Origin of the sequence: Lichenihabitans sp. Uapishka_5 (genome assembly GCF_033947565.1) — a bacterium.
In the GTDB taxonomy this organism is placed as follows: Bacteria; Pseudomonadota; Alphaproteobacteria; order Rhizobiales; family Beijerinckiaceae; genus Lichenihabitans.
The window spans coordinates 107,873-128,222 of the sequence record NZ_JARPVX010000004.1 but is presented as its reverse complement, the minus strand read 5'-3'; the positions used below and the strand labels follow the sequence as shown (position 1 = coordinate 128,222).

The following is a 20,350-nucleotide window of genomic DNA, read 5'->3' as shown; positions in this document are numbered from 1 at the left end:
TCCGCTCCTTCGTTACGCGGCTTCCGATTAGCGGATCGGCGTTGATCGCGCGAGGATGTCGCGGATCTCCACGAGGAGCTTTTCTTCGCCGGTGGGGATCGGGTCGAGCTTCGGAGCCTCGGTCTGGAAGCGCCGGATCGCCTTGACGATCAGGAACAGCACGAAGGCGACGATCATGAAATTCACCACATAGGTGGCGAAGCTGCCCCAAGCCAGCACGGCGCCCTGCTTCTGGGCGTCCGCCAAGTTGTTGGCCGTGACGTTGTGGCTGAGCGGCAGAAAGTAGTTGGAAAAGTCGGCGCTTCCCACCAGCCCGATGATGGGCATGATGATGTCCTTAACCAAAGAATCGACGATCTTGCTGAAGGCGGCGCCGATGATCACCGCAAAGGCGAGGTCGATGACGTTGCCTTTCAGGGCAAAGGAGCGGAACTGCTTCAGTTCTTCCCTGAGCGACAATTTCGGAGCGCGAATGGTCAAGGTCATCTCCCAATGGACGGCGGCGGCAATGCGGCTGCCAAGCTAAAGCCATGCCAGACGAAAGCAAGGCGGGGCTCACTGGCGTCGATCGGCGGGACACCTTTATCAAGACGAAGACGCGGCTCGTCGCCGTGCCGGCGGTACCGACAATCCAGCTGTTCACAGCCGACGAGGCCACCGAACTCTGGGAGCAGACCGAAGCCGAGATGGGCCGCATCGGTTTGCCGCCCCCTTTCTGGGCGTTCCCCTGGGCGGGCGGCCAGGCCCTGGCGGCCTATCTGACGCAGCATCCCGAGGTCGTCCGCGGCCGCAGCGTGCTCGATGTCGCGTCCGGCTCGGGACTCGTGGCGATCGCGGCCGCACGCGCCGGCGCGTTTCGCGTCTGGGCCAACGACATCGACCTCTTCGCCCAGGCTGCGGCGCGCCTCAACGCGGTGGCCAACGGGGTCGGGGTGGAGCTGCTGCCCGGCGACCGGGTCGGCACGGACGACGGTTGGGACGTGGTGCTGGCCGGCGACGTGTCCTACGAACGCGACATGGCCACCCACCTGCTCGACTGGCTGGAGGCGTTGCATCGTCGCGGCGCCCTGGTGTTGCTGGGCGATCCCGGCCGGAGCTACCTGCCGCGCGACCGCCTCATCGAGATCGCCTCCTACGAGGTGCCGGTCACCCGTGCGCTCGAGGATGCCGACGTCAAGCGATCCGCAGTGCTGCGGTTTCGCTGACCATGGCGGGCGGGGCGAACGCGTTGACAAGCCCGGTGGCTTGGTGGCAGCACCCTGACGACCCGCCAAAGGATCTCCGATGAGCCACGCCGCCCTCAAGACCACCATTGAGACAGCCTTCGAGGGCGTGGCCTTAGTCACGTCCGACACCCGGGGAGAGGTGCGTGATGCGGTCGAAACCGCGCTCGCCCTGCTTGATCGTGGCGAGCTCCGCGTTGCCGAGAAGACGGGCGATGGCTGGACCGTGCACCAATGGCTGAAGAAGGCCGTGCTGTTGTCGTTCCGCCTGAACCCGATGGCGACGATCCCGGGCGGCCCTGGCGGCTCGTCCTGGTACGACAAGGTGGCGTCGAAGTTCGACGGCTGGGGTGAAACCGAATTTCAGGCGGCCGGCTTTCGGGCGGTGCCGAACTGCGTCGTGCGGCGCTCCGCCTATGTGGCGCCGGGCGTGGTGCTGATGCCGTCCTTCGTCAACGTCGGCGCCTATGTGGATGCCGGCACCATGGTGGACACCTGGGTGACGGTGGGCTCCTGCGCCCAGATCGGCAAGAACGTGCATCTGTCGGGCGGCGTCGGCATCGGCGGCGTTCTCGAGCCGCTGCAGGCCAACCCGACCGTCATCGAGGACAATTGCTTCATCGGGGCGCGCTCCGAGGTGGTCGAGGGCGTCATCATCGGCGAAGGCTCCGTGCTGTCCATGGGCGTGTTCATTTCGGGTTCGACCAAGATCGTCGATCGCGCCACCGGTGTTATTCACATCGGCCGGGTGCCGCCTTATTCGGTGGTGGTGCCGGGCGCCCTGCCGGGCAAGCCGTTCCCCAACGGGCAGCCCGGCCCGTCGCTGTCCTGCGCCGTGATCGTCAAGACCGTCGATGCACAGACCCGGGCCAAGACCGGCATCAACGAGCTGCTGAGGGATTGATGCCGTCCCCCCGGGGCGGCATTCCACCGGCCGAAGCCGGCCCGCACGGGTTTCGCTTCCTGTTCCGGACCGACCGCGGGGTGATCGACCGCGCCACCTGGTGGCGCGGGACCGTGCCGCTTGCCGTCATCGGGGCATTGGCCGAGCTCGGCTGGGTGCTGGTGCGTCCCTTCGTTCAGCACGGCCTCGAACAACCGCCTCTCGCGGTGCTGGGGGCCTACCTCTACCTGCTGGCTTTCAGCTTCGGGCTGCTCGTGCTGCTGGTGTGCGAATACAACCTCAGCGCCAAGCGCTTCGCGGCCCGGGGACAGCCGCGCGCCCTTGCGGGCATCCTGCCGCTCAGTCTGCTATGCGGCGGTGCCTTCGCCTGGGTCCTGCCCCGCTCGCAAGGCACGATTCCGGACTGGACCGGCACCCTTGCGATCCTCGCGGTCGCGGCGGTCGTAGTGTGGAACATCGTGGCCCTTGGCATCCGCGCGCCCCGCTGACCCCGAGCCGAGGAGGATGGCCGTGATCTCGCCCGTCGATCTATTGTGCGACCTGATCCGCTGCCCGTCGGTGACGCCCACCGAGGGCGGCGCCCTGACGCTCCTGGCCGGCATCCTCGGTGAGGCGGGCTTCGCGGTCGAGCGCCCGACCTTCTCGGAGCCGGGCCAGCCTGACGTGGAAAATCTTTACGCCCGAATCGGCACCGGCCGCCCCTGCCTTGTCTTCGCCGGCCATACGGATGTGGTGCCGCCCGGCAATGCCGCGGCGTGGCACCACCCACCCTTTGCCGGCCTCGTCGAGGACGGCATCGTGCACGGGCGCGGCGCCTGCGACATGAAGGGCGGCGTGGCGGCTTCGGTGGCGGCCGTTTGCGCGTGGCTCGGCCGGCATGGCTTCCCGGCCGAGGGGTCGATCGCGTTTCTGATCACCGGCGACGAAGAAGGCCCGGCCGTGAACGGCACGCCGAAGCTCCTGGCCTGGGCGCAAGCGCGTGGCGAACACTTCGATCATTGCATCCTGGGAGAGCCCACCAATCCCGATCACCTCGGGGAGATGATCAAGATCGGCCGGCGTGGTTCGCTATCGGGCACGCTGACGGTGCATGGCCGTCAGGGCCACGTGGCCTATCCGAACCGGGCCGAAAATCCGATCCCGCCGCTGCTGCGGCTGCTCGGCGCCTGGCTGGCGACACCCCTCGATGCCGGCACCCCGCATTTCGACCCCTCGAACCTCGAGGTGGTTAGCATCGATGTCGGCAACCCGTCGACCAACGTCATCCCGGCCGAAGCCAAAGCCCGCTTCAACATCCGGTTCAACGACGTGTGGACGCCCGACAGCCTGACGGCCGAGCTGCACCGGCGAGCCGAAACGGCAGGCGCCGGCGCGCGCTTCAGCCTCGACCTGCTGCCCTGCAACGCCCTTGCCTTCGTGACGGCTCCGGGCCCCTTCACGGCGCTGGTGTCGGCCGCGGTCGCCGATGAAACCGGACGGACGCCCGTACTGTCGACCACCGGCGGCACATCCGATGCCCGCTTCATTTCCCGGCTTTGCCCGGTGGTCGAATTCGGCCTCGTGGGCCAGACCATGCATGCGGTCGATGAAGCGGTCAGCGTGGCCGACGTCGAACAGCTGACCCGCATCTACGAGCGGGTCATCGACGGTTATTTTTCGCGCTGACGCGCCTCAGCACATTTCAGGCACGTTGCGGCACAGGTTCTGACGCTTCTGCCGCAACTCGAATTGTGCGCCCGGATCGCCGCGATAGCTGTCGTAAGTCTGCCGATCGTAAGTTTGCCGCGCACTGCCGATGCTCGAGGGCACCGTGCGGTTGAAGATGCCTGGGCCGGCGGGTGGGCCATCGGTCTGCGCGAAGCAGCCGCAGGTCCCGACGCCCAAGGCCGCTGCCGCCACTGAAATGATCGCCAATTGCTTGAACATACCCTTGATCCCCGGCTCACGCCCGCTCTGAAACGTTTCTGAAAAGCCAACGCGAGCCGCCGGCGGCAGTTCAGCCCTCCACCTGAACGATTGGAGAGCCAGCCCCTGCATCGTCCGATGACCATCGAACGATTGTGCTTGGCGCCAAACAGCGTTACCGAGTTGTAACATCAACCGTCGTCGCCCGATCGGGCTTGCGAGCCGGATCTCATGCCAGCCCTCCCGAAAACCAGCCGCCCGCTCGTCATCGCCGCCGTCATGGCGTCGATGTTCATGATCGCCATCGAGGCCACCATCGTCTCGACCGCCATGCCGCAGATCGCGTCGCAACTCGGCGGCCTGCACCTTTACGCCTGGGTGTTCGCCTCGTTCCTGCTGACCCAGACCGCCATGACGGTGGTGTTCGGCAAGCTGTCCGACGTGTACGGCCGCCGACCGATTCTCCTGTTCGGCATCGCCATCTTCGTCGTGGCCTCGATCCTTTGCGGCTTCGCGACCTCGATGCCGGTGCTGATCGCCTTTCGTCTGATGCAGGGCATCGGCGCAGGCGCCATTCAGCCGGTCGGCATTACGGTGGTGGGCGACCTTTACGCCGCCGAGGAACGCGGGCGCGTACAGGGATGGCTGGCCAGCATCTGGGCCATCTCGGCGGTGCTCGGCCCCCTGGCGGGCGGCTTCATCGTCCAGCACACGTCGTGGGCCTGGGTGTTCTGGATCAATGTGCCGGTCGGCATCCTGGCGGCGCTCGGCTTCGTGGCGTTCCTGCATGAAGACGTGGTGCGTCGGGCCCAGTCGGTCGACTGGCTCGGCGCCGGCCTCTTCACCGTCGTGGTGGCGTCCTTGATGGTGGCGTTGACGCAAGGCGGCGCCGGCGACCTCGGCAGCGCGGAACTGGCCACGCTGATCCTCGTGATCGGCCTCGTGCTGTTCGTCATCCAGGAGCGGCGCGCCCCTGCCCCGATGATGGCCTTCGACCTATGGCGCAAGCGCGCCATCGCTGTCGCCAATGGCGTCTCGTTGCTGGCCGGCGTGGCGCTGGTCGGCCTGACGAGCTTCGTGCCGATGTATGTGCAGGGTGTGCTGCAACGCACGCCGCTGGTGGCGGGCCTCGCGATGACCATGATGGTGGTGGGCTGGCCGATCGGCGCCACCCTGGCCGCCAAGGTGCTGGTGCGCACCGGCCTGCGCTTCCTCCTGCTGTCCGGCGCCGCCGTGATGCCGATCGGCGCCCTGCCCTTCGTGATGCTCGATCCGGCGAGTTCGCCCATCCTGGCCGCTGCCGGCTCGGCGATCGTCGGCTTCGGCATGGGGCTCGTCAGCACCGCGGCCCTGGTGATCGTGCAGGAGATCGTCGACTGGTCGCAGCGCGGCAGTTCCACGGCCGCCAACCTGTTTTCACGCAACCTCGGCAGCACGCTTGGCGCGGCCATCCTGGGGTCGATCCTGAACTATGGCCTCGCCCACCAGGGCGGCGATGCGCAACCGGTTACGGGAGACGACCTGCGCCTGCTGCTGCAGAAAGGCGCCGTGGTGGGCGCCGCCAAGGCCGACGCGATCCGTGCGGCGCTGCAGGATGCCCTGCACCAAACGTTCTGGGGTGTACTCGGCGTCGCCGTGGCGGCCTTCCTGGCGGCCCTGCTGATGCCCGAGGTCGCCTTGCGTCGATCGGTGCGCGAGATCGAAACCGCTGCCACCGAGGAAGCCACCTTCTAGAAACCGTGGCGGTGAAACCGATCAACCGCCGCCACGACTTCGATCCTTATTCGGCCGCCTGCGCGACCGCCTCGACCGGATGCGACAGGCCCTCGGCCGACCGGCTCATCACCAGCTTGCGGGTGTGGAAGGCCTCGAGCGTCGGGCGGTGGCCGATCGACACGATGGCGGTGGTCGGAAGCCGCGCGATCAGCGTGCGGTAGAGGTCCTCCTCACCCTGCTGGTCGAGGGCCGAGGTGGCCTCGTCGAGGAACAGGAAGTCGGGCTTCACCAGCAGCACCCGGGCTGCGCCGAGCCTTTGCTGTTCGCCGCCCGACAAGCGCTGCGACCAGTTGCCGGCCTCGTCGAGTTCGGGCGCCAAGGCGCCGAGCCCGACCGCCTCGAGGGCCACCGCCACATCGGCATGCGGATAAGCCTCGACGGTGCGGGGATACACCAGCGCCTGGCGCAAGGTGCCGAGCGGCAGGTAGGTGCGTTGCGGCAGCACAAAGAGGGTCGCCCCCTTGGGCACCTCCACCCGCCCCTGCCCGAACGGCCAGATGCCCGACAACGCGCGCAGCAGCGTCGTCTTGCCGGAGCCTGAACGGCCGGTGAGCAGCACCCGCTCGCGTGGCGCCACGCTGAAGCGGGCCGCCGCGGTCAGCGGACGATGGCTCGGCAGCGCGACCGTGAGATCGTCGGCGACGAGGTTCGGTCCAGGTGCCACGCGCGTCTCGATATGAGGCTTGGCGGTCGACTCGGCCGTCGTCTTTCCCATGGCTTCCTCGAAGCCGATCAAACGCTGCACCACGGCGCGATAGTCGGCCAGCGTCGAATATTGATCGACGAACCAGGTGAGGCCGTCCTGCACGCTCGAGAAGGTCTGGTTGGTCTGCATGAAGGCCCCATAGGTGGCCTTGCCGAAGAAGAACGCCGGCGCCAGCAGCAGATACGGGAAGATCACCGAGAACTGGCCGAAGAAAGCCGTGAACCAGGTCAACGTCTTCTGCCGGTTGATGACGCCATACACGTTGGCCAGCACGGAAGCATAGCGTTCACCCAACTCGGCCCGCTCGGCCGGCTCACCCTTCAACAGGGCGATCTGCTCGCTGTTCTCGCGGATACGCGCCATGCCGAAGCGGAAGTTCGCCTCGTAGCGCTCCTGGTCGTATTTCAAGCGGATCAGCGGTTTGCCGATCCAGTGCGTCACCAGCGTGCCGACCAGCGCATAGATCACGGCAAGGTAGATCAGATAGCCGGGGATGTTGAACGACAGGCCGAAGCTCGTCATCGGGAAGGTCTGCGACAGCTGCCACAGGACGTACAGGAAGATCCCCAGCCGCATGACGTTGCCGAAGAACCCGATGCCCAGCACCATGGTCTGGCCGACAAAGGAATGAACGTCTTCGGCGATCCGCTGGTCCGGGTTGTCGGCCGGGCCGGTAACCATGCGGAGGCGGTAATGCTGGGCGTCGCCGAGCCAGCGGTCGACGAAGAAATCCGTCATCGACTTGCGCCAGCGGATCTGCAGCACCTGGTTGATGTAGCTCTTGTAGACCGCAACCACGATGTAGAAGAACGCCAGGATGCTGAACAGCTCGATGGCGTGCAGGAAGCCGGGAAAGTTCTTCTGCTGGATGGCGTCGCCGAAGATCGCGTACCAGGAGTTGAAGCGCTTCACGACATAGGAGAAGGCGATTTCCAACGCCACCACGGCGCCCAGCAGCGCGAAGGCGATCGTGCGTTCCGGCAGCTTGACCGGGCCGATGAACCACAGCCTCACCTCTCCCGGCGTCGTGCGCTGGAAATAAGGATAGGTCAGGCGCCAGATGTCCTTCAGGGCGGCCCAGATTTTCGACATGGTCTCTCCGGCTCGGCGCCGCTGGCGCAAAGGCTGCGCCCCAGCGAATCCATGGGCAAGAAAGCGGAAATGAGGCCGCCGCGGTCGCAGCGCCTCGCAGACCGCCACCCGTCGACAATCGGGCGCCCCGTCGCGTAGGACGGACAGCCCTCTCGGACCTTGCGATGCGCCCGCTGCCGTGCCGATCCCTTTCCGCCTTCGGGCGCCTCGCCGCCGCGCTGGCCGTGCTTGCATTGCCGTCCCGCGAGGCTGCGGCACAGGCGACCGCGTCGGGCGGCGAAACGGTCGAGCAGGCGCTTTGCCGGCTGATCGACGGCGCCGCGGCGCGCCAGCACATGCCGGCGGGCTTTCTCACCCGCCTGCTCTGGCAGGAAAGCAGCTTCCGACCCACGGTGGTCAGCCCGGCCGGCGCTCGGGGCATCGCCCAGTTCATGCCTGGCACGGCCCGCGAGCGCGGGCTCGACGATCCCTTCGACCCGGAACAGGCGATCCCGGCCTCGGCCGCCTTTCTGGCCGAACTGGCCCAACGCTTCGGCAACCTCGGCCTCGCGGCCGCGGCCTATAACGGCGGGCCCAATCGCGTCGCCGCCTGGCTCGGCGGGCATGGCGGCCTGCCGAGTGAGACAGAAGATTACGTGCAGCGCATCACCGGGCGATCCGCCGGCGATTGGGCCGAGGAGGCGCGCCACAAATCATCGGCGACGCACGTCGGCCCTTCGGACAAGCCCTGCCTGGAGATTGCTCGCGACATCCGTCTCACGACGCCGCGTGCCAGCACCATCGCGTCGGCCGCGCTGGCGCCCTGGGGGGTGCAGTTGTCCGGCAACTTTTCGAAATCCATCGCGCTGGCCAGCTTCGAGCGCGCACGGGGCCGCTATGCCAGCCTGCTGGGTGGCATTCAGCCCATGATCGTTGGGACGCGTCTCCGGACCCGTGGCTTTCATGCCTTCTACCGGGTCCGGGTCCCGGCCCAGACTCGGGCCGAGGCGGATGCGCTGTGCCGTAGCATTCAGGCTGCGCGCGGCAGCTGTGCGGTGCTACGGAGCTAAGACCTCAGCGGCTCGGGCCCCGGCCGCGAAGGGTGACGCCCAGGTGGTCCTCGACAATCGCCAGATTGCGCAGATTGGCCTTAAAGGCAGCGTCGAAAAGGTCGCCCACGACGGGCACCGACCCGACCAGCGTCTCGACCCCGACGTTCGCCACCATGCGGGCCAGCTTGCCGGCCGGCAGGCCGAGCTTGCGCGCTTCCCAGACGATGTAGAGCGACGTCAGCCCCATCAGCGTGTCGCCGATGCCGGGCGCCAGGCCGACGATACCATCGAGGCCGAAGCGGAACTTGGTACCCGGCACCACGAAGGCGGCGTCGAGCAGCCAAGCCAGTCGGCGCAGCTTGGCAAGGCGGGCGGCTTGGGTCACGGTCGGCTGGAAGGACGCGAAGGCGGTCATGGCGACACCCCTTGAGGAACGGGCCTGAGATGGGGACCCGCCCCGCGGGTTCAATGCCGCGCCGGCTTGTGGGCACAGAAAGCCGTCGCCATCTCGTCGACACCGCCGGACCTTTCGGCTCGAACCGTCACGATGCCCCGTCCTTTGATCGCCTTGTTGTTGTTCTGTCTTGCTTACCTCGGCCCCGTCGCCTGGCGGGCCCTTGCTTATTACCGGGCGCCTGCCTCGGTCTGGTGGTCGGCCGACCGGTCGAGCGCCGGCCTGTTGCGGCCGGCCCATCAGGCGCCCGAGGCCGCCGTGCGGATCTATGCGGCCCCCACGGTCAGCTGGCGCGGCATCTTCGCGGTGCATTGCTGGATCGTGCTGAAGCCCGCCGATGCGCCCGCCTACCAGCGCTGGGACCTGACCGCCTGGGGCGATCCCATCCGGGTCGACGGCTTTTCGCCGGATGGCCGCTGGTTCGGGCAGGTGCCCGAGCCCGTTTTCACAGCCGATGGCGCAGAGGCCGCAGCCATGATTCCACGCCTGCGGGCCGCGATCGATCGCTACCGCTTCCGCCACCAGGGCGACTATCGCGCCTGGCCGGGGCCGAACTCCAACACTTTCGTGGCAACCGTCATGGCGGCCGTGCCGGAGATGGGCGCGACGCTGCCGCCCAACGCCATCGGCAAGGACTTTCCCGTCGAAGGCCGCTGGTTCGGCCCGACACCATCCCGAACCGGCCTTCGCCTCAACCTCGGCGGCTATTTCGGCTTGACGGTCGGGTGGATCGAGGGGTTCGAGCTCAACCTGCTGGGCGGCGTGATCGGCTTCGACCTTCGCCGTCCGGCCCTCAAGCTTCCGGGTGTCGGGCGCATCGGCATGGCGACGGGGTGAGCCACCAACCTCGACACACAGACTGATGCGACGAGAACGCTCTTCGAATTTCCAGGGGAGTGCCGTCCGTTTCGACCGGCTCGACGCAACAGCCGGGCTGTCCCCCGTGTTGCCCGGGTCGACAAAGCTTGCCATGGTGAAGCGAGCCAGGGATCGCCAGTGCCGCCAAGGCCGACGATGCCGAGCGCAACATCAATGCCGCACCCCACCATTGGACCAAGCGGCCGGGAGCGGAGGATGCGTCATGGGTGAAGCGGCTGTGGGACTGGGCCCGATCGCGCCGCGCCCGGTGTGGTACCGGAACCTTTACGTCCAGGTGTTGATCGCCATCGCGATCGGCGTGGCGCTGGGCTTTGCGGCGCCTGCGACCGGCACGGCGATGAAACCCTTCGGCGACGCCTTCGTGGCGCTGATCCGCATGATGATCGCGCCGGTGATCTTCTGCACGGTTGTGCACGGCATCGCCACGGTGGGCGACCTCAGGCGGGTCGGGCGCGTCGGGCTGAAAGCTATCGTTTATTTCGAGGTGGTGTCGACGGTCGCGCTGGTGCTCGGCCTCATCGTGGCCGAGGTCGTCAAGCCGGGCGCCGGCTTCAACATCGACCCCGCGAAGATCAACGCCAGCAGCGTCGCCAATTACGTCACGGCCGCGAAGCAGGACTCGATCGCGGCCCACCTTCTCGGCATCATCCCGGACAGTTTCGTCGGCGCTCTGGCCAAGGGCGACCTGCTGCAGGTGCTGCTGATCTCGGTGCTGAGCGGCATCGCGGTGGCCAATCTCGGCCAGACAGGCGAGAAGATCTCGAGCGCCATCGACGCGGCCGGTGCGATGTTCTTCCGCATCATCGGCATCATCGTGCGCTTCGCCCCCATCGGGGCCTTCGGCGCGATGGCCTATACGATCGGTGCCTTCGGGATCAAGTCGCTGCTCAGCCTCGGCGCCCTGGTGGCCACCTTCTATGGCACCAGCATCCTGTTCATCCTGGTGGTGCTCGGCAGCATCGCCTGGTGGTCCGGGTTCTCGATCCTGCGCTTCGTGGCCTATATCCGGGACGAACTGCTGATCGTGCTCGGCACCAGTTCGTCCGAGACGGTGCTGCCGCGCATGATCCAGAAGATGCGCGGCCTCGGGGCCTCGCAGTCGGTGGTGGGACTGGTGATCCCCACCGGCTACAGCTTCAATCTCGACGGCACCAACATCTACATGACGTTGTCGATCCTGTTTCTGGCCCAGGCCACCAACACGCCGCTGACGCTGGCCCAGGAGCTGCAGATCCTGCTGGTGGCGGCGCTGACCTCCAAAGGCGCCTCGGGCGTCACGGGCGCCGGCTTCATCACCCTGGCGGCGACGCTGACGGTGGTGCCCGACATCCCGATCACGTCGCTGGCGGTGCTGGTCGGCATCGACAAATTCATGAGCGAATGCCGTGCCCTGACGAACCTCGTCGGCAATGGCGTCGCCACCATCGTCATCAGCCGTTGGGAAGGCGAGCTCGACAAGACCAAGCTCAAGGCCGCGCTGAGCGGCGCCACGCCGGCCGCCGCGAGCCTGCCCGACTTGCCGGTCGGCGCCGATGCGCTTAGACAGGCCTCCGTGCAGGACAGCTGACGGTGCGCGAACCTCCGAAGACAGGGGATCAGGCCGGGGACGAGGCGGCACGGCGGGCCGAAAGGCTGGCCCAGGCCCTGCGGGCCAACCTGAAGCGCCGCAAGGATCAGGCCCGCAGCCGCGACGGCATGCCGTCGCCCTCTCCCGAAGACAGGTCGGCAACCGAGACCTGAGGGCGCCCCAACCCCGGCGCCGATCGAGCGAGGACCCATGGATCGCATTTGCGTGGTAGGCGGCCGGCCTTTGAACGGCACGATACGGATTTCCGGCGCCAAGAACGCCGCGCTGCCGCTGATGATCGCCAGCGTGCTGACCGACGAAGCGCTGACGCTTGAGAACCTGCCGCGGCTGGCCGACGTCAGTTCCCTCGTGCGTATCCTCGGCAACCACGGCGTTGATTATTCGATCCAGGGCAAGCGCGCCGGCGAAGAAGCCGTGACCGGCCAGACCGTTCATCTGCAGGCCGGCCACATCGTCGATACCACGGCACCCTACGAGCTCGTTTCCACCATGCGGGCGAGCTTCTGGGTGGTGGCGCCCCTGCTGGCCCGCATGGGCGAAGCGCGCGTGTCGCTGCCGGGCGGCTGCGCCATCGGCACGCGCCCGGTCGATCTGCTGATCACGGCGCTCGAGCGCCTCGGTGCCAAGGTCGACATCGAGGCCGGCTATGTGGTGGCCAAGGCGCCGTCGGGCGGCCTGAAGGGCGCCGAGATCGATTTCTCGAAGGTCACGGTCGGCGGTACCCACACGGCCCTGATGGCGGCGGTGCTGGCCGACGGCACCTCGGTGATCCACAACGCCGCCCGCGAGCCGGAGGTGGTCGACCTCGCGGCCTGCCTCACGAAGATGGGCGCCCGCATCAAGGGCGCTGGCACGGCCACGATCGAGATCGAGGGCGTGGCCAAGCTCAACGGCACCCGTCATGCGGTGCTGCCCGACCGCATCGAGACCGGCACCTATGCGATGGCGGTGGCGATGACGGGCGGCGACGTGCTGCTGCAGGGCGCACGGCCGGAGCTGCTGCAAGGGGCTCTCGACACCTTGCAGGCCGCAGGAGCGACGGTGACGACGACCGAAGAGGGCCTGCGTGTCGCCCGTAACGGCGCCGGCATCACGGCCGTCGATGTGACGACCGAACCGTTTCCGGGGTTCCCGACCGACCTTCAGGCGCAGTTCATGGCCCTGATGACCAAGGCGCGCGGCACGTCGCGCATCACCGAGACCATCTTCGAGAACCGCTTCATGCATGTGCAGGAATTGGCGCGGCTTGGGGCCCACATCCGCCTTGATGGTGATGCCGCCATCGTGGACGGCGTCGAGACCTTGAAGGGGGCGCCCGTCATGGCGACCGATCTGCGGGCGTCCGTGTCGTTGGTCATCGCGGCGCTGGCGGCGGAGGGCGAAACCATCGTCAACCGCGTCTACCACCTCGACCGCGGCTTCGAGCAGCTCGAACGCAAGCTGAGCCAGTGCGGCGCCAGCATCGAGCGCCTTTCGACCGGCCACTGACAAAAAAACGGCCGGCGCGAGGCCGGCCGTTCGGGGATCGGCTCGCGCCGACCCGCTCGGTCTTACATGCCGTCGCGCATCATGCGGTGACGCATCATCCGGTGGCGCATCATGCGATGATGCATCATGCGGCGCTCGTGATGGCGCATCATGCGATCATGCCGCATCATGCGGTGGTGCATGCCAGGGCGAGCCATGGCGCCGTCCATCGGCTGCGCCGAGGCGGGCGTACACGTGGCCATCATCAGGCCGGCCAGGGCGGCGCCGCCGATAAAATTCAAGATGCGCATCGGGTCGTATCCTCTTTCAGGGCTGCGGATTCGTCCCCGTGCATTGTTGTGGGTCCGCACCGAAAGGACGTTTCAACGCCGTGTAAGTTCCCTGCCGGGGTGCACGAGCGGGGTCCTGGCCTTGCCTCACCTCACCCCGCGCCTATTCTTGTCGAAGCAATGGACGCGACGCCGCAGAGATGACCCTACGCCCCGCATCGGCCGGCCCCAGCGGCCTGCACTTCGCCGTCCTCGACGAGGAGGACCTCGGCGTCATGTCGGCGCATCTTCAGGATGCCGACATGAAGCTTGGCGACATGGCGTTCTTGCCGAGGTCACGTCATTTCGCGCTCGTGGCGTGCCGGATCGATTGGGACAATGTTGCCATCGGCCAGCCGGCACGCCGGGAAACGGGCTTTCATTTTTCTCACGTGCGGCATGTGCGTCGCATCGGCTTCGAGCAGGCCGACCCGGACCTCGCGCTGCAATTGTTGACGGTGTCGTTCGCCGCCACCGATGCGCCGGCCGGCGACGTGCTGCTAACCTTTGCGGGCGGGCGCATGATCAAGCTCGACGTGGACTGCCTCGAGGCCGAGATGCGCGACCTTGGGCCCTGCTGGGCCGTCGATAAACATCCCCGCCACGATCTCGACGACGTGACGCTGCCGGGCTAGGCACGGGGGAACCGATCCCGCGTCCCCCGCGAGCCTAGCATGCCGTTCCGCCTGAAGCTGACCGACCCCGACTTCGACGCCGCCTTCGCTCGGCTGCTTGGAACCAAACGCGAAGTGAGCGAAGAGGTCGACGGTGCCGCGGCCGTCATCATGGCGGATGTCCGTCGGCGCGGCGACGCGGCCCTGCACGACGCCTCGCTCCGCTTCGATCGCGTCGACCTCGACTGCCTCCCCCTTAGGATCGGCCCCGACGAGGTCGCGGCCGCGGTGGAGGCGGCCCCAAAGGGGGCACGGGACGCCCTCGGCTTCGCCCGCGATCGCATCGTGGCCTATCACGAGCGCCAGAAGCCGGCCGACCTGCGCTATACGGACGCGCTCGGCGTCGATCTCGGCTGGCGCTGGCGCGCCATCGAGGCGGTCGGCCTGTATGTGCCGGGCGGCACGGCCAGCTACCCGTCGTCGGTGCTGATGAACGCCGTGCCGGCCAAGGTCGCCGGCTGCTCGCGGGTCGTCATGGTGGTGCCGTCGCCGGATGGCGTGCTCAATCCGCTGGTGCTGGTGGCGGCGCAACTGGCAGGTGTTGACGAGATTTACCGCGTCGGTGGCGCCCAGGCGGTCGCGGCCCTGGCCTACGGAACCGAAACGATCGCTCCGGTGGCCAAGATCGTCGGCCCCGGCAACGCCTATGTGGCGGCCGCCAAACGCCGGGTGTTCGGCACCGTCGGCATCGACATGATCGCCGGCCCGTCCGAGGTGGTGATCCTGGCGGACGCGACCGCCGACCCGGACTGGGTCGCGGCCGACCTGCTGGCCCAGGCCGAACACGATGCCGTGGCGCAATCGATCCTCATCACCGATGACGCGGCCTTTGCGGGTACGGTCGAGGCCGCAGTGATGAGGCAGCTGGCAGCCCTACCCCGCGCCGCGATCGCGGGCGCCAGCTGGCGGGACTATGGGGCTATCATCCAGGTGCCTCGGCTCTCCGACGCAGTGCCGCTCGTCGACCGCCTCGCCCCGGAACACCTCGAGATCATCGCGGCCGATGAGGACGCCTTGAGCGAGGCGATCACCAATGCGGGGGCCATCTTCCTCGGCCGGCACACCCCCGAAGCCATCGGTGACTATGTGGGCGGCTCGAACCACGTGCTGCCCACAGCACGGTCGGCGCGCTTTTCCTCGGGTCTCGGGGTGCTCGACTTCATGAAGCGCACCTCGATCCTGCGCTGCGACGCGGCCAGCCTCGCGGCGCTCGGCCCGGCCGCCGTGGCGCTCGGCCGCGCCGAGGGGCTCGACGCCCATGCCGATTCGGTCGCCCTGCGGCTCGGCATGCCGCCGCGCGGCTGAAACCGTCTCGGCGTCGGCTCAGGACACCAGCCCGGTCAGCGCCTCAAGGGTGCGACCGACCTCGTGCGGTTGCACCACTGCATGGCGGATCAGGTCGTCGAAGCGGCGGGCGAACATGCGGATGTGGTCGGCGCCGTTCATCACGAAATAGCTCGGCCCGAGGAACACCACCGCCCGCTTGGCGCCGAATACCGTGAACGGCACCGAATACACCTCGCGCAGGTCGTAGAGGTAGAGCCGCAGGCTTGGGTAGGACGCGGCGTAGATGCGGCTCATGTGGGCGATCTGTTCGCGGCGTGCCCCAGCCGGGAACCCCGCCCAGCGCTCTTCCCCCCGGGCCAGCATCTGCAACGATTGCAGCGCAAGCCCCACCTCGACGTTGCTGTCCGGGTTGCACATGAAGTCGAGCCGCGCCTGCACGGCCGCAAGTTGCACCGCAGAGGCGCCCTCGAAGGTGCGGCGGTATTCGAAGCGCAACAGCGCCTCGGTCTTCAGGAAGTCGGGCAGCGCCACCGGCACGGTGCGGACACGGAACCCTTCCGCTTCCTTCAGCCAGGCCATGAAGTGATCGTCCACCGGACCCTGGCCCGGTTCCTCGACCTGCAACAAGGCGCCGATGATCTCGGCACCGGTTTCCTCGCGCTGACTGAGGCCGAGAAGCCAGTCGACCGAAACCCGGGCCTGCCGCGCCACGGCCACCAGGGTTTCCGCACGCGGCAGGCGGGGCTCGTCGGCGGTGAGCAGTTGCGCCAGGGTCGATCGATCGATGCCGGCCTGCTGCGCAAAAGCCGAGGCCGATCGGGGCGAGCGCGCCAACACCTCTTCCAGGCGGCGCCGAAACACGACGGCAGTGTGGGTTTTCGTCATCGCACCGTGGCATCAAATGTAAAGTGTCGCGGATCGTGATGATCGTAAACAGATCGGGATTTATGCGACAAGCATCGCGTTGAGTCGCGTCACCGGGTTGCCTCAGATCGAGCAGGCACGAATCACCGTGCTGGCCGCGAGATCGCTATGACCCGCCACCGGACCAAGTCGCTGGAATGGCCCTCGATCGCTCTTTGCGCGCTCCTGTATGGGGGCTTCGTCGGGCTGACCTGGTGGTCAGCTTCGTTGCCGGCCGGTGTGATCATTCCGGCTCTGGCGCTGCTGATCGCGTGGCACTCGTCGTTGCAGCACGAATTCATCCACGGACACCCCACCCCATGGCGCAAGGTCAACCGGGCGCTCGGCAATGTACCGCTGGCGCTGTGGCTGCCCTTCGAATCCTACCGGATCTCTCACCTGCTGCATCATCGCGACGACAGCCTGACGGATCCGCTCGACGATCCGGAAAGCTATTATTGGACGCCCGCGCAATGGCAGGCGCTCGGCCCGGTGGGTCGCCTGTGGGTTCACGTCCATAGCACCCTGGCCGGTCGGCTGCTGCTCGGACCGCTGTGGAACGTGTCGCGCTACATCGGTTCGGAGGTCCGGGCGATGCGGGGTGGCGATCGGCTGAGGCGCCGCATCTGGCGCTCGCACGCAGTCGCCTCCTTGGCCCTGTCGATCTGGCTGTTCGGCCTCTGCCATGTGAACCCGTTCGCCTATGTGGCAGCGGTCTATGGCGGCACGTCGATCCTCCTGTTGCGCTCCTTTGCCGAGCACCGCGCTCAGGATGCCGTCCACGAGCGCACGGCCATCGTGGAAAACGCCTGGTTCTTCGGCCCCCTGTTCTTGTTCAACAACCTGCACGCCGCTCACCACGAGCGCCCCTGCATGCCGTGGTACGAGCTGCCGCGCTGGTACCGCGAGAACCGAAGCCGGCTCGTGGCCGAGAACGGCGGCCTCGTGTACGACGGTTATGGCGCGGTGGCACGCCGCTTCCTGCTCCGGCCGCACCACCAGCTTCTTCACCCTTCTGCGGCGTCGCCAATCGGGGCGTCGCGACCATCTGACGGGCTCGGTTTGGCTCCGTGAAGCGGCGATGACGTAGCGTCAGTTCGATCAAGCTCCTGGAAAGAACTGCCCGATATATCCGGCTCGGTAGTCCGATTGACTTGCGAGCCCCTGAGACTTGTTCCTTCTGACGGATCGACTCGGCGAAGCACGACGATTGCAGCGCATCCTCGCCGAGGTCGCGCCTTGCACCGTTCTGCCGCTCGCGCTGAGCGAGATCCCCCGGGTGGAACCCCGGCTCGTCATCTGCGACGTGGCTTTCGACTCGACCGCCTCCGTCGAGGCGACGCGGCTCGCCCTGGCGCGGCTCGCCCTTACAGTCGATGTGCCGGTGCTGGGCCTCCTGCGCGACCCGAGCCATCTTACGCAGGCACAGGCCACGATGGCGGGGGCGACCACCACCATGCCGGTGCAGGTCGATCCCGCCACGCTGATCCGGGCCGTGCGGGCGCTCATGCCGACGCGGCCACAGATGGCAGTTGGTCCGAGGCCGGTCGGCGAGGCCGCCGCCAGCGTCTGCCTGATCGAGACGGTGCTTGGCGCGGTCATCGGCAAACGCGCCGAGCGTCAGGTAATCGCACCCGCGATGGTCGAGGAGGCGGGCGGCATTCTTCTGACCGCCATCGAGCAGGTCAGGATCAAGGCGTGGCTCGATGTGGTGTGGACCCACGACGACGTCACCTATCAGCACTGCTTGCTTGTTGCGGGCCTCGTGGCCGCCTTTGCGATCGAACTCGGCCTGCCGCCCAAGGCACAGCACCTGCTGTCGCAGGCGGCTCTCGTGCATGACATCGGCAAGTCCCGCATTCCGCGGACTGTTCTCAACAAGACCACGCCGCTGACGCTCGCCGAAATGGCGCTGGTGCGGTCGCATGCGGCCTTGGGCCATGCCCTGCTGGAAAGCCAGCAGGGCTATCACCCGGCGATCCTGGATATCGTGCGCCACCACCACGAGTTTCTCGACGGGTCCGGATATCCCGACCGTCAGGCCGGCACCCAGGTGTCGCGCTTCGTCCGCATGGTCACCATCTGCGACATCTACGCGGCCCTGATCGAACGCCGGCCCTACAAGGCGGCCGTCAGCACCAGGGCGGCCACGGCCTATCTGACGTCGCTCGGGCCGAAACTCGATGGCGCGTTGGTTGATGCCTTCCGGAACGTCGTTCGCGAGATCTGAAGCCGCCTTGAGCCCAACCAGAACTCAGTGACCGAAAGCCCGCCGCGATCGCGGGTTCAGAAACCAATCCGGAGCAGCTAAAAGATCGGCATGGCCGCTGCCCCGTCCCGACCCCCCCCACGCCCCACGACGCCGGTGCGCCACGAAGACGGCTGCCTGCGCTGCGGCTGGGCCGGGTATGACCCGCTTTATGTCGGCTACCACGACGCCGAATGGGGCGTGCCCGAGTGGGACGACCGTGCGCTCTTCGAAAAGCTGATCCTCGACGGCTTCCAGGCCGGGCTGTCCTGGATCACCATTCTGCGCAAGCGCGACGCGTTCCGGCGCGCCTTCGACGGCTTCGAGCCGGCTCGCATCGCCCGCTACGGCGAGGCCGATGTGGCGCGGCTGATGGCCGATGCCGGGATCGTCCGAAACCGGGCCAAGATCGTCAATACGATCGCCACGGCCCGGTTCTGGTTGGCGGAACAAGAGCGCGGCGGCTTCTCGGCCCTGTTATGGAGCTTCGTCGGCGGCGTCCCGGTGCAGAACGCCTTTGCGAGCGCCGCCGATGTGCCGACCGAGACCGCCGCGTCCCGCGCCATGGCGGCCCACCTTCGCGGCAACGGCCTCGGGTTCTGCGGCCCGACCATCCTTTACGCCTTCATGGAGGCGGTCGGCATGGTGAACGACCATCTGGTCGGCTGCTTCCGCCATGCGGCCTGCGGGCCGCAGCCGGAGGGACGCCCATGAGTGCGGCAACCCCGCCGCGCGCCTGGCAGCGCATGTTGTCCGGCCGCCGCCTCGACCTGCTGGCGCCGAGCCCCGACGACATCGCGATCGCCGACGTGGCGCATGGTCTAGCCCGCGTGGCCCGCTGGAACGGGCAGACGCTCGGCGCCCATGTGTTCTCCGTGGCGCAGCATTCGTTGCTGGTCGAGCGGGTGTTCGCCATCGGGTCGCCCGATGCGCCGGCGGCCGAGCGGTTGGCCGCCCTGCTGCATGACGCGGCCGAATATGTGGTGGGCGACCTCATCTCACCCTTCAAGGCGGCGCTCGGCAACGACTACAAGGCCGTGGAGCATCGTGTGCTCGGGGCCATCCAGGCCCGCTTCGGCATCGCGGCCGCGGCTGCGGCTGCGGCCGAGATCATTAAGCGGGCCGACCAAGCCGTGGCCCGCATGGAGGCCACCGCCCTCGCGGGCTTCGCGGACGACGAGGCGACGGCGTTCTTCGGACCTCCATTTTCGGCGGCCCCGCTCGAAGCCGACGCGCTCGAACCCTGGCCGGCCGACCGTGCCCAAAGCGCATTCCTGGCGCGGTTCGCGGCCTTGTCCAAATCCAATGTGATCGAGCGTCGATGAGCCAGATCCACGTCTGCCCCCTGGCGCATGTCGACGCAGTGCTGGCCGCTTCGCGGGCGGGCTGGGCCGTGTCGCTTCTGGTCCTGCCACACCGCGTCCCTGCCTTCCCGGGGGTCGCACCGGAGCGGCGGCTGCATCTCGCGCTGTCCGACATCGTGCAGGCCACCCCGAGCTATGTGCTGGCCGAACAACGCCACATCGACGATCTGCTGGCGTTTCTGGCGTGTTGGGACCGGGCCGAACCGATGCTGATCCATTGTTATGCCGGGGTCAGCCGCTCCACCGCGGCGGCCTTCATCGCGCTCTGTTGTCTGGTGCCCGACGTGACCGAGGACACGCATGCGCGTCGCCTGCGGGCAGCCTCGCCCACCGCGACGCCGAATCGGCACCTCGTGGCGCTTGCCGATGCCGCACTCCGACGAAATGGCCGCATGGTGGAGGCCGTGGCCGCCATCGGACGCGGCGCCGAGTGCTTCGAAGGCACCTGCTTTGCGCTCGACCTCGAGGATGCGCCCGCGACCGGCGCGCTTGACGGGCGCCCGCCAATGCCGGCATGAGG

At 67.6% G+C, this 20,350-nt stretch carries 23 protein-coding genes; 17 read left to right on the top strand and 6 right to left on the bottom strand.

All coding sequences use genetic code 11. The features are described from left to right. Positions 1 to 27: 27 nt before the first annotated feature. Positions 28 to 480, bottom strand: coding sequence for a large conductance mechanosensitive channel protein MscL (gene mscL, locus P7D22_RS03315; protein WP_319932786.1), 453 nt, complete (start codon positions 478 to 480; stop codon positions 28 to 30). 50 nt (positions 481 to 530) lie between these two features. Here mscL and P7D22_RS03310 point away from each other — a divergent pair, with 50 nt between their 5' ends. The 4 genes from P7D22_RS03310 (at position 531) to dapE (ending at position 3,792) form a co-directional block, all read left to right on the top strand. Next, complete coding sequence (locus P7D22_RS03310) at positions 531 to 1,205, top strand: class I SAM-dependent methyltransferase (RefSeq protein WP_319932785.1); 675 nt, start codon at positions 531 to 533, stop codon at positions 1,203 to 1,205. A gap of 79 nt (positions 1,206 to 1,284) precedes the next feature. After that, entirely contained in the window at positions 1,285 to 2,127 is an 843-nt protein-coding gene (gene dapD / locus P7D22_RS03305) for a 2,3,4,5-tetrahydropyridine-2,6-dicarboxylate N-succinyltransferase (RefSeq protein ID WP_319932784.1), read from the top strand. Then, a complete protein-coding gene (locus P7D22_RS03300; protein ID WP_319932783.1) occupies positions 2,127 to 2,615 on the top strand; it encodes a hypothetical protein in 489 nt (162 codons plus the stop codon). The genes dapD and P7D22_RS03300 overlap by 1 nt, the downstream gene beginning before the upstream one ends. 16 nt (positions 2,616 to 2,631) lie before the next feature. Beyond that, positions 2,632 to 3,792: a succinyl-diaminopimelate desuccinylase gene (dapE, locus tag P7D22_RS03295; protein ID WP_319932782.1), complete on the top strand. Its 1,161-nt coding sequence runs from the start codon at positions 2,632 to 2,634 to the stop codon at positions 3,790 to 3,792. A gap of 6 nt (positions 3,793 to 3,798) precedes the next feature. Here dapE and P7D22_RS03290 read toward each other — a convergent pair whose 3' ends face one another. After that, positions 3,799 to 4,053, bottom strand: a complete 255-nt coding sequence (locus P7D22_RS03290; protein WP_319932781.1) for a hypothetical protein — start codon at positions 4,051 to 4,053, stop codon at positions 3,799 to 3,801. A gap of 210 nt (positions 4,054 to 4,263) precedes the next feature. Between P7D22_RS03290 and P7D22_RS03285 the strand changes: the two genes are divergently transcribed. Then, positions 4,264 to 5,766 carry an MDR family MFS transporter gene (locus P7D22_RS03285; protein ID WP_319932780.1) on the top strand — a complete coding sequence of 501 codons (1,503 nt, stop codon included), beginning with the start codon at positions 4,264 to 4,266 and terminating at the stop codon, positions 5,764 to 5,766. A gap of 46 nt (positions 5,767 to 5,812) precedes the next feature. Here P7D22_RS03285 and P7D22_RS03280 read toward each other — a convergent pair whose 3' ends face one another. Further along, on the bottom strand, positions 5,813 to 7,606 hold the full coding sequence (locus P7D22_RS03280; RefSeq protein WP_319932779.1) for an ABC transporter ATP-binding protein/permease: 1,794 nt from the start codon (positions 7,604 to 7,606) through the stop codon (positions 5,813 to 5,815). A 164-nt stretch (positions 7,607 to 7,770) separates the two neighbouring features. On the opposite strand from P7D22_RS03280, the gene P7D22_RS03275 reads away from it, so the two are divergent. After that, entirely contained in the window at positions 7,771 to 8,655 is an 885-nt protein-coding gene (locus tag P7D22_RS03275; RefSeq protein ID WP_319932778.1) for a lytic transglycosylase domain-containing protein, read from the top strand. A gap of 4 nt (positions 8,656 to 8,659) precedes the next feature. Here the strand turns inward: P7D22_RS03275 and P7D22_RS03270 are convergent, their stop codons facing one another. Then, on the bottom strand, positions 8,660 to 9,052 hold the full coding sequence (locus tag P7D22_RS03270; protein ID WP_319932777.1) for a DUF4112 domain-containing protein: 393 nt from the start codon (positions 9,050 to 9,052) through the stop codon (positions 8,660 to 8,662). A 132-nt stretch (positions 9,053 to 9,184) separates the two neighbouring features. On the opposite strand from P7D22_RS03270, the gene P7D22_RS03265 reads away from it, so the two are divergent. The 4 genes from P7D22_RS03265 to murA all read left to right on the top strand — a co-directional run bounded on the left by P7D22_RS03265 (position 9,185) and on the right by murA (position 13,046). Beyond that, on the top strand, positions 9,185 to 9,928 hold the full coding sequence (locus P7D22_RS03265) for a DUF3750 domain-containing protein (RefSeq protein ID WP_319932776.1): 744 nt from the start codon (positions 9,185 to 9,187) through the stop codon (positions 9,926 to 9,928). A gap of 244 nt (positions 9,929 to 10,172) precedes the next feature. Then, positions 10,173 to 11,537, top strand: coding sequence for a dicarboxylate/amino acid:cation symporter (locus P7D22_RS03260; protein ID WP_319932775.1), 1,365 nt, complete (start codon positions 10,173 to 10,175; stop codon positions 11,535 to 11,537). Positions 11,538 to 11,539: 2 nt separating this feature from the next. After that, entirely contained in the window at positions 11,540 to 11,710 is a 171-nt protein-coding gene (locus P7D22_RS03255) for a hypothetical protein (protein WP_319932774.1), read from the top strand. 37 nt (positions 11,711 to 11,747) lie between these two features. Further along, a complete protein-coding gene (murA, locus tag P7D22_RS03250; protein WP_319932773.1) occupies positions 11,748 to 13,046 on the top strand; it encodes a UDP-N-acetylglucosamine 1-carboxyvinyltransferase in 1,299 nt (432 codons plus the stop codon). Positions 13,047 to 13,108: 62 nt separating this feature from the next. On the opposite strand, the gene P7D22_RS03245 is transcribed toward murA, so the two are convergent. Then, entirely contained in the window at positions 13,109 to 13,336 is a 228-nt protein-coding gene (locus tag P7D22_RS03245; RefSeq protein WP_319932772.1) for a hypothetical protein, read from the bottom strand. Positions 13,337 to 13,515: 179 nt separating this feature from the next. Here P7D22_RS03245 and P7D22_RS03240 point away from each other — a divergent pair, with 179 nt between their 5' ends. Next, entirely contained in the window at positions 13,516 to 13,989 is a 474-nt protein-coding gene (locus tag P7D22_RS03240) for a DUF2948 family protein (protein ID WP_319932771.1), read from the top strand. Positions 13,990 to 14,028: 39 nt separating this feature from the next. Then, the gene (gene hisD / locus P7D22_RS03235; RefSeq protein WP_319932770.1) at positions 14,029 to 15,333 is read left to right on the top strand and encodes a histidinol dehydrogenase; all 1,305 of its coding nucleotides are present in this window, start codon (positions 14,029 to 14,031) and stop codon (positions 15,331 to 15,333) included. Positions 15,334 to 15,351: 18 nt separating this feature from the next. Here hisD and P7D22_RS03230 read toward each other — a convergent pair whose 3' ends face one another. Continuing rightward, positions 15,352 to 16,200, bottom strand: coding sequence for a helix-turn-helix transcriptional regulator (locus tag P7D22_RS03230; RefSeq protein WP_319932769.1), 849 nt, complete (start codon positions 16,198 to 16,200; stop codon positions 15,352 to 15,354). Positions 16,201 to 16,347: 147 nt separating this feature from the next. Here P7D22_RS03230 and P7D22_RS03225 point away from each other — a divergent pair, with 147 nt between their 5' ends. The 5 genes from P7D22_RS03225 (at position 16,348) to P7D22_RS03205 (ending at position 20,348) form a co-directional block, all read left to right on the top strand. After that, positions 16,348 to 17,292 (top strand): fatty acid desaturase, encoded by a 945-nt coding sequence (locus P7D22_RS03225; protein ID WP_319932768.1) that lies wholly within the window; start codon positions 16,348 to 16,350, stop codon positions 17,290 to 17,292. 97 nt (positions 17,293 to 17,389) lie between these two features. Further along, on the top strand, positions 17,390 to 18,448 hold the full coding sequence (locus tag P7D22_RS03220; protein WP_319932767.1) for an HD-GYP domain-containing protein: 1,059 nt from the start codon (positions 17,390 to 17,392) through the stop codon (positions 18,446 to 18,448). A 90-nt stretch (positions 18,449 to 18,538) separates the two neighbouring features. After that, positions 18,539 to 19,180: a DNA-3-methyladenine glycosylase I gene (locus P7D22_RS03215; protein ID WP_442916016.1), complete on the top strand. Its 642-nt coding sequence runs from the start codon at positions 18,539 to 18,541 to the stop codon at positions 19,178 to 19,180. Then, a complete protein-coding gene (locus P7D22_RS03210; protein WP_319932765.1) occupies positions 19,177 to 19,791 on the top strand; it encodes a hydrolase in 615 nt (204 codons plus the stop codon). The genes P7D22_RS03215 and P7D22_RS03210 overlap by 4 nt, the downstream gene beginning before the upstream one ends. Continuing rightward, positions 19,788 to 20,348 (top strand): tyrosine phosphatase family protein, encoded by a 561-nt coding sequence (locus tag P7D22_RS03205; protein WP_319932764.1) that lies wholly within the window; start codon positions 19,788 to 19,790, stop codon positions 20,346 to 20,348. Before P7D22_RS03210 ends, P7D22_RS03205 begins: the two co-directional genes overlap by 4 nt. The last annotated feature ends 2 nt before the right edge of the window (positions 20,349 to 20,350 follow it).

Coding starts and splice junctions, on each gene's coding strand:
- P7D22_RS03290 (WP_319932781.1), bottom strand. CDS start 4,053: ATGTTCAAGCAATTGGCGATCATTTCAGTGGCGGCAGCGGCCTTGGGC.
- P7D22_RS03275 (WP_319932778.1), top strand. CDS start 7,771: ATGCGCCCGCTGCCGTGCCGATCCCTTTCCGCCTTCGGGCGCCTCGCC.
- P7D22_RS03280 (WP_319932779.1), bottom strand. CDS start 7,606: ATGTCGAAAATCTGGGCCGCCCTGAAGGACATCTGGCGCCTGACCTAT.
- murA (WP_319932773.1), top strand. CDS start 11,748: ATGGATCGCATTTGCGTGGTAGGCGGCCGGCCTTTGAACGGCACGATA.
- P7D22_RS03300 (WP_319932783.1), top strand. CDS start 2,127: ATGCCGTCCCCCCGGGGCGGCATTCCACCGGCCGAAGCCGGCCCGCAC.
- P7D22_RS03310 (WP_319932785.1), top strand. CDS start 531: ATGCCAGACGAAAGCAAGGCGGGGCTCACTGGCGTCGATCGGCGGGAC.
- P7D22_RS03265 (WP_319932776.1), top strand. CDS start 9,185: ATGCCCCGTCCTTTGATCGCCTTGTTGTTGTTCTGTCTTGCTTACCTC.
- P7D22_RS03215 (WP_442916016.1), top strand. CDS start 18,539: ATGGCCGCTGCCCCGTCCCGACCCCCCCCACGCCCCACGACGCCGGTG.
- dapE (WP_319932782.1), top strand. CDS start 2,632: ATGGCCGTGATCTCGCCCGTCGATCTATTGTGCGACCTGATCCGCTGC.
- P7D22_RS03285 (WP_319932780.1), top strand. CDS start 4,264: ATGCCAGCCCTCCCGAAAACCAGCCGCCCGCTCGTCATCGCCGCCGTC.
- P7D22_RS03270 (WP_319932777.1), bottom strand. CDS start 9,052: ATGACCGCCTTCGCGTCCTTCCAGCCGACCGTGACCCAAGCCGCCCGC.
- P7D22_RS03205 (WP_319932764.1), top strand. CDS start 19,788: ATGAGCCAGATCCACGTCTGCCCCCTGGCGCATGTCGACGCAGTGCTG.
- hisD (WP_319932770.1), top strand. CDS start 14,029: ATGCCGTTCCGCCTGAAGCTGACCGACCCCGACTTCGACGCCGCCTTC.
- P7D22_RS03240 (WP_319932771.1), top strand. CDS start 13,516: ATGACCCTACGCCCCGCATCGGCCGGCCCCAGCGGCCTGCACTTCGCC.
- P7D22_RS03210 (WP_319932765.1), top strand. CDS start 19,177: ATGAGTGCGGCAACCCCGCCGCGCGCCTGGCAGCGCATGTTGTCCGGC.
- P7D22_RS03260 (WP_319932775.1), top strand. CDS start 10,173: ATGGGTGAAGCGGCTGTGGGACTGGGCCCGATCGCGCCGCGCCCGGTG.
- P7D22_RS03245 (WP_319932772.1), bottom strand. CDS start 13,336: ATGCGCATCTTGAATTTTATCGGCGGCGCCGCCCTGGCCGGCCTGATG.
- P7D22_RS03230 (WP_319932769.1), bottom strand. CDS start 16,200: ATGACGAAAACCCACACTGCCGTCGTGTTTCGGCGCCGCCTGGAAGAG.
- P7D22_RS03225 (WP_319932768.1), top strand. CDS start 16,348: ATGACCCGCCACCGGACCAAGTCGCTGGAATGGCCCTCGATCGCTCTT.
- dapD (WP_319932784.1), top strand. CDS start 1,285: ATGAGCCACGCCGCCCTCAAGACCACCATTGAGACAGCCTTCGAGGGC.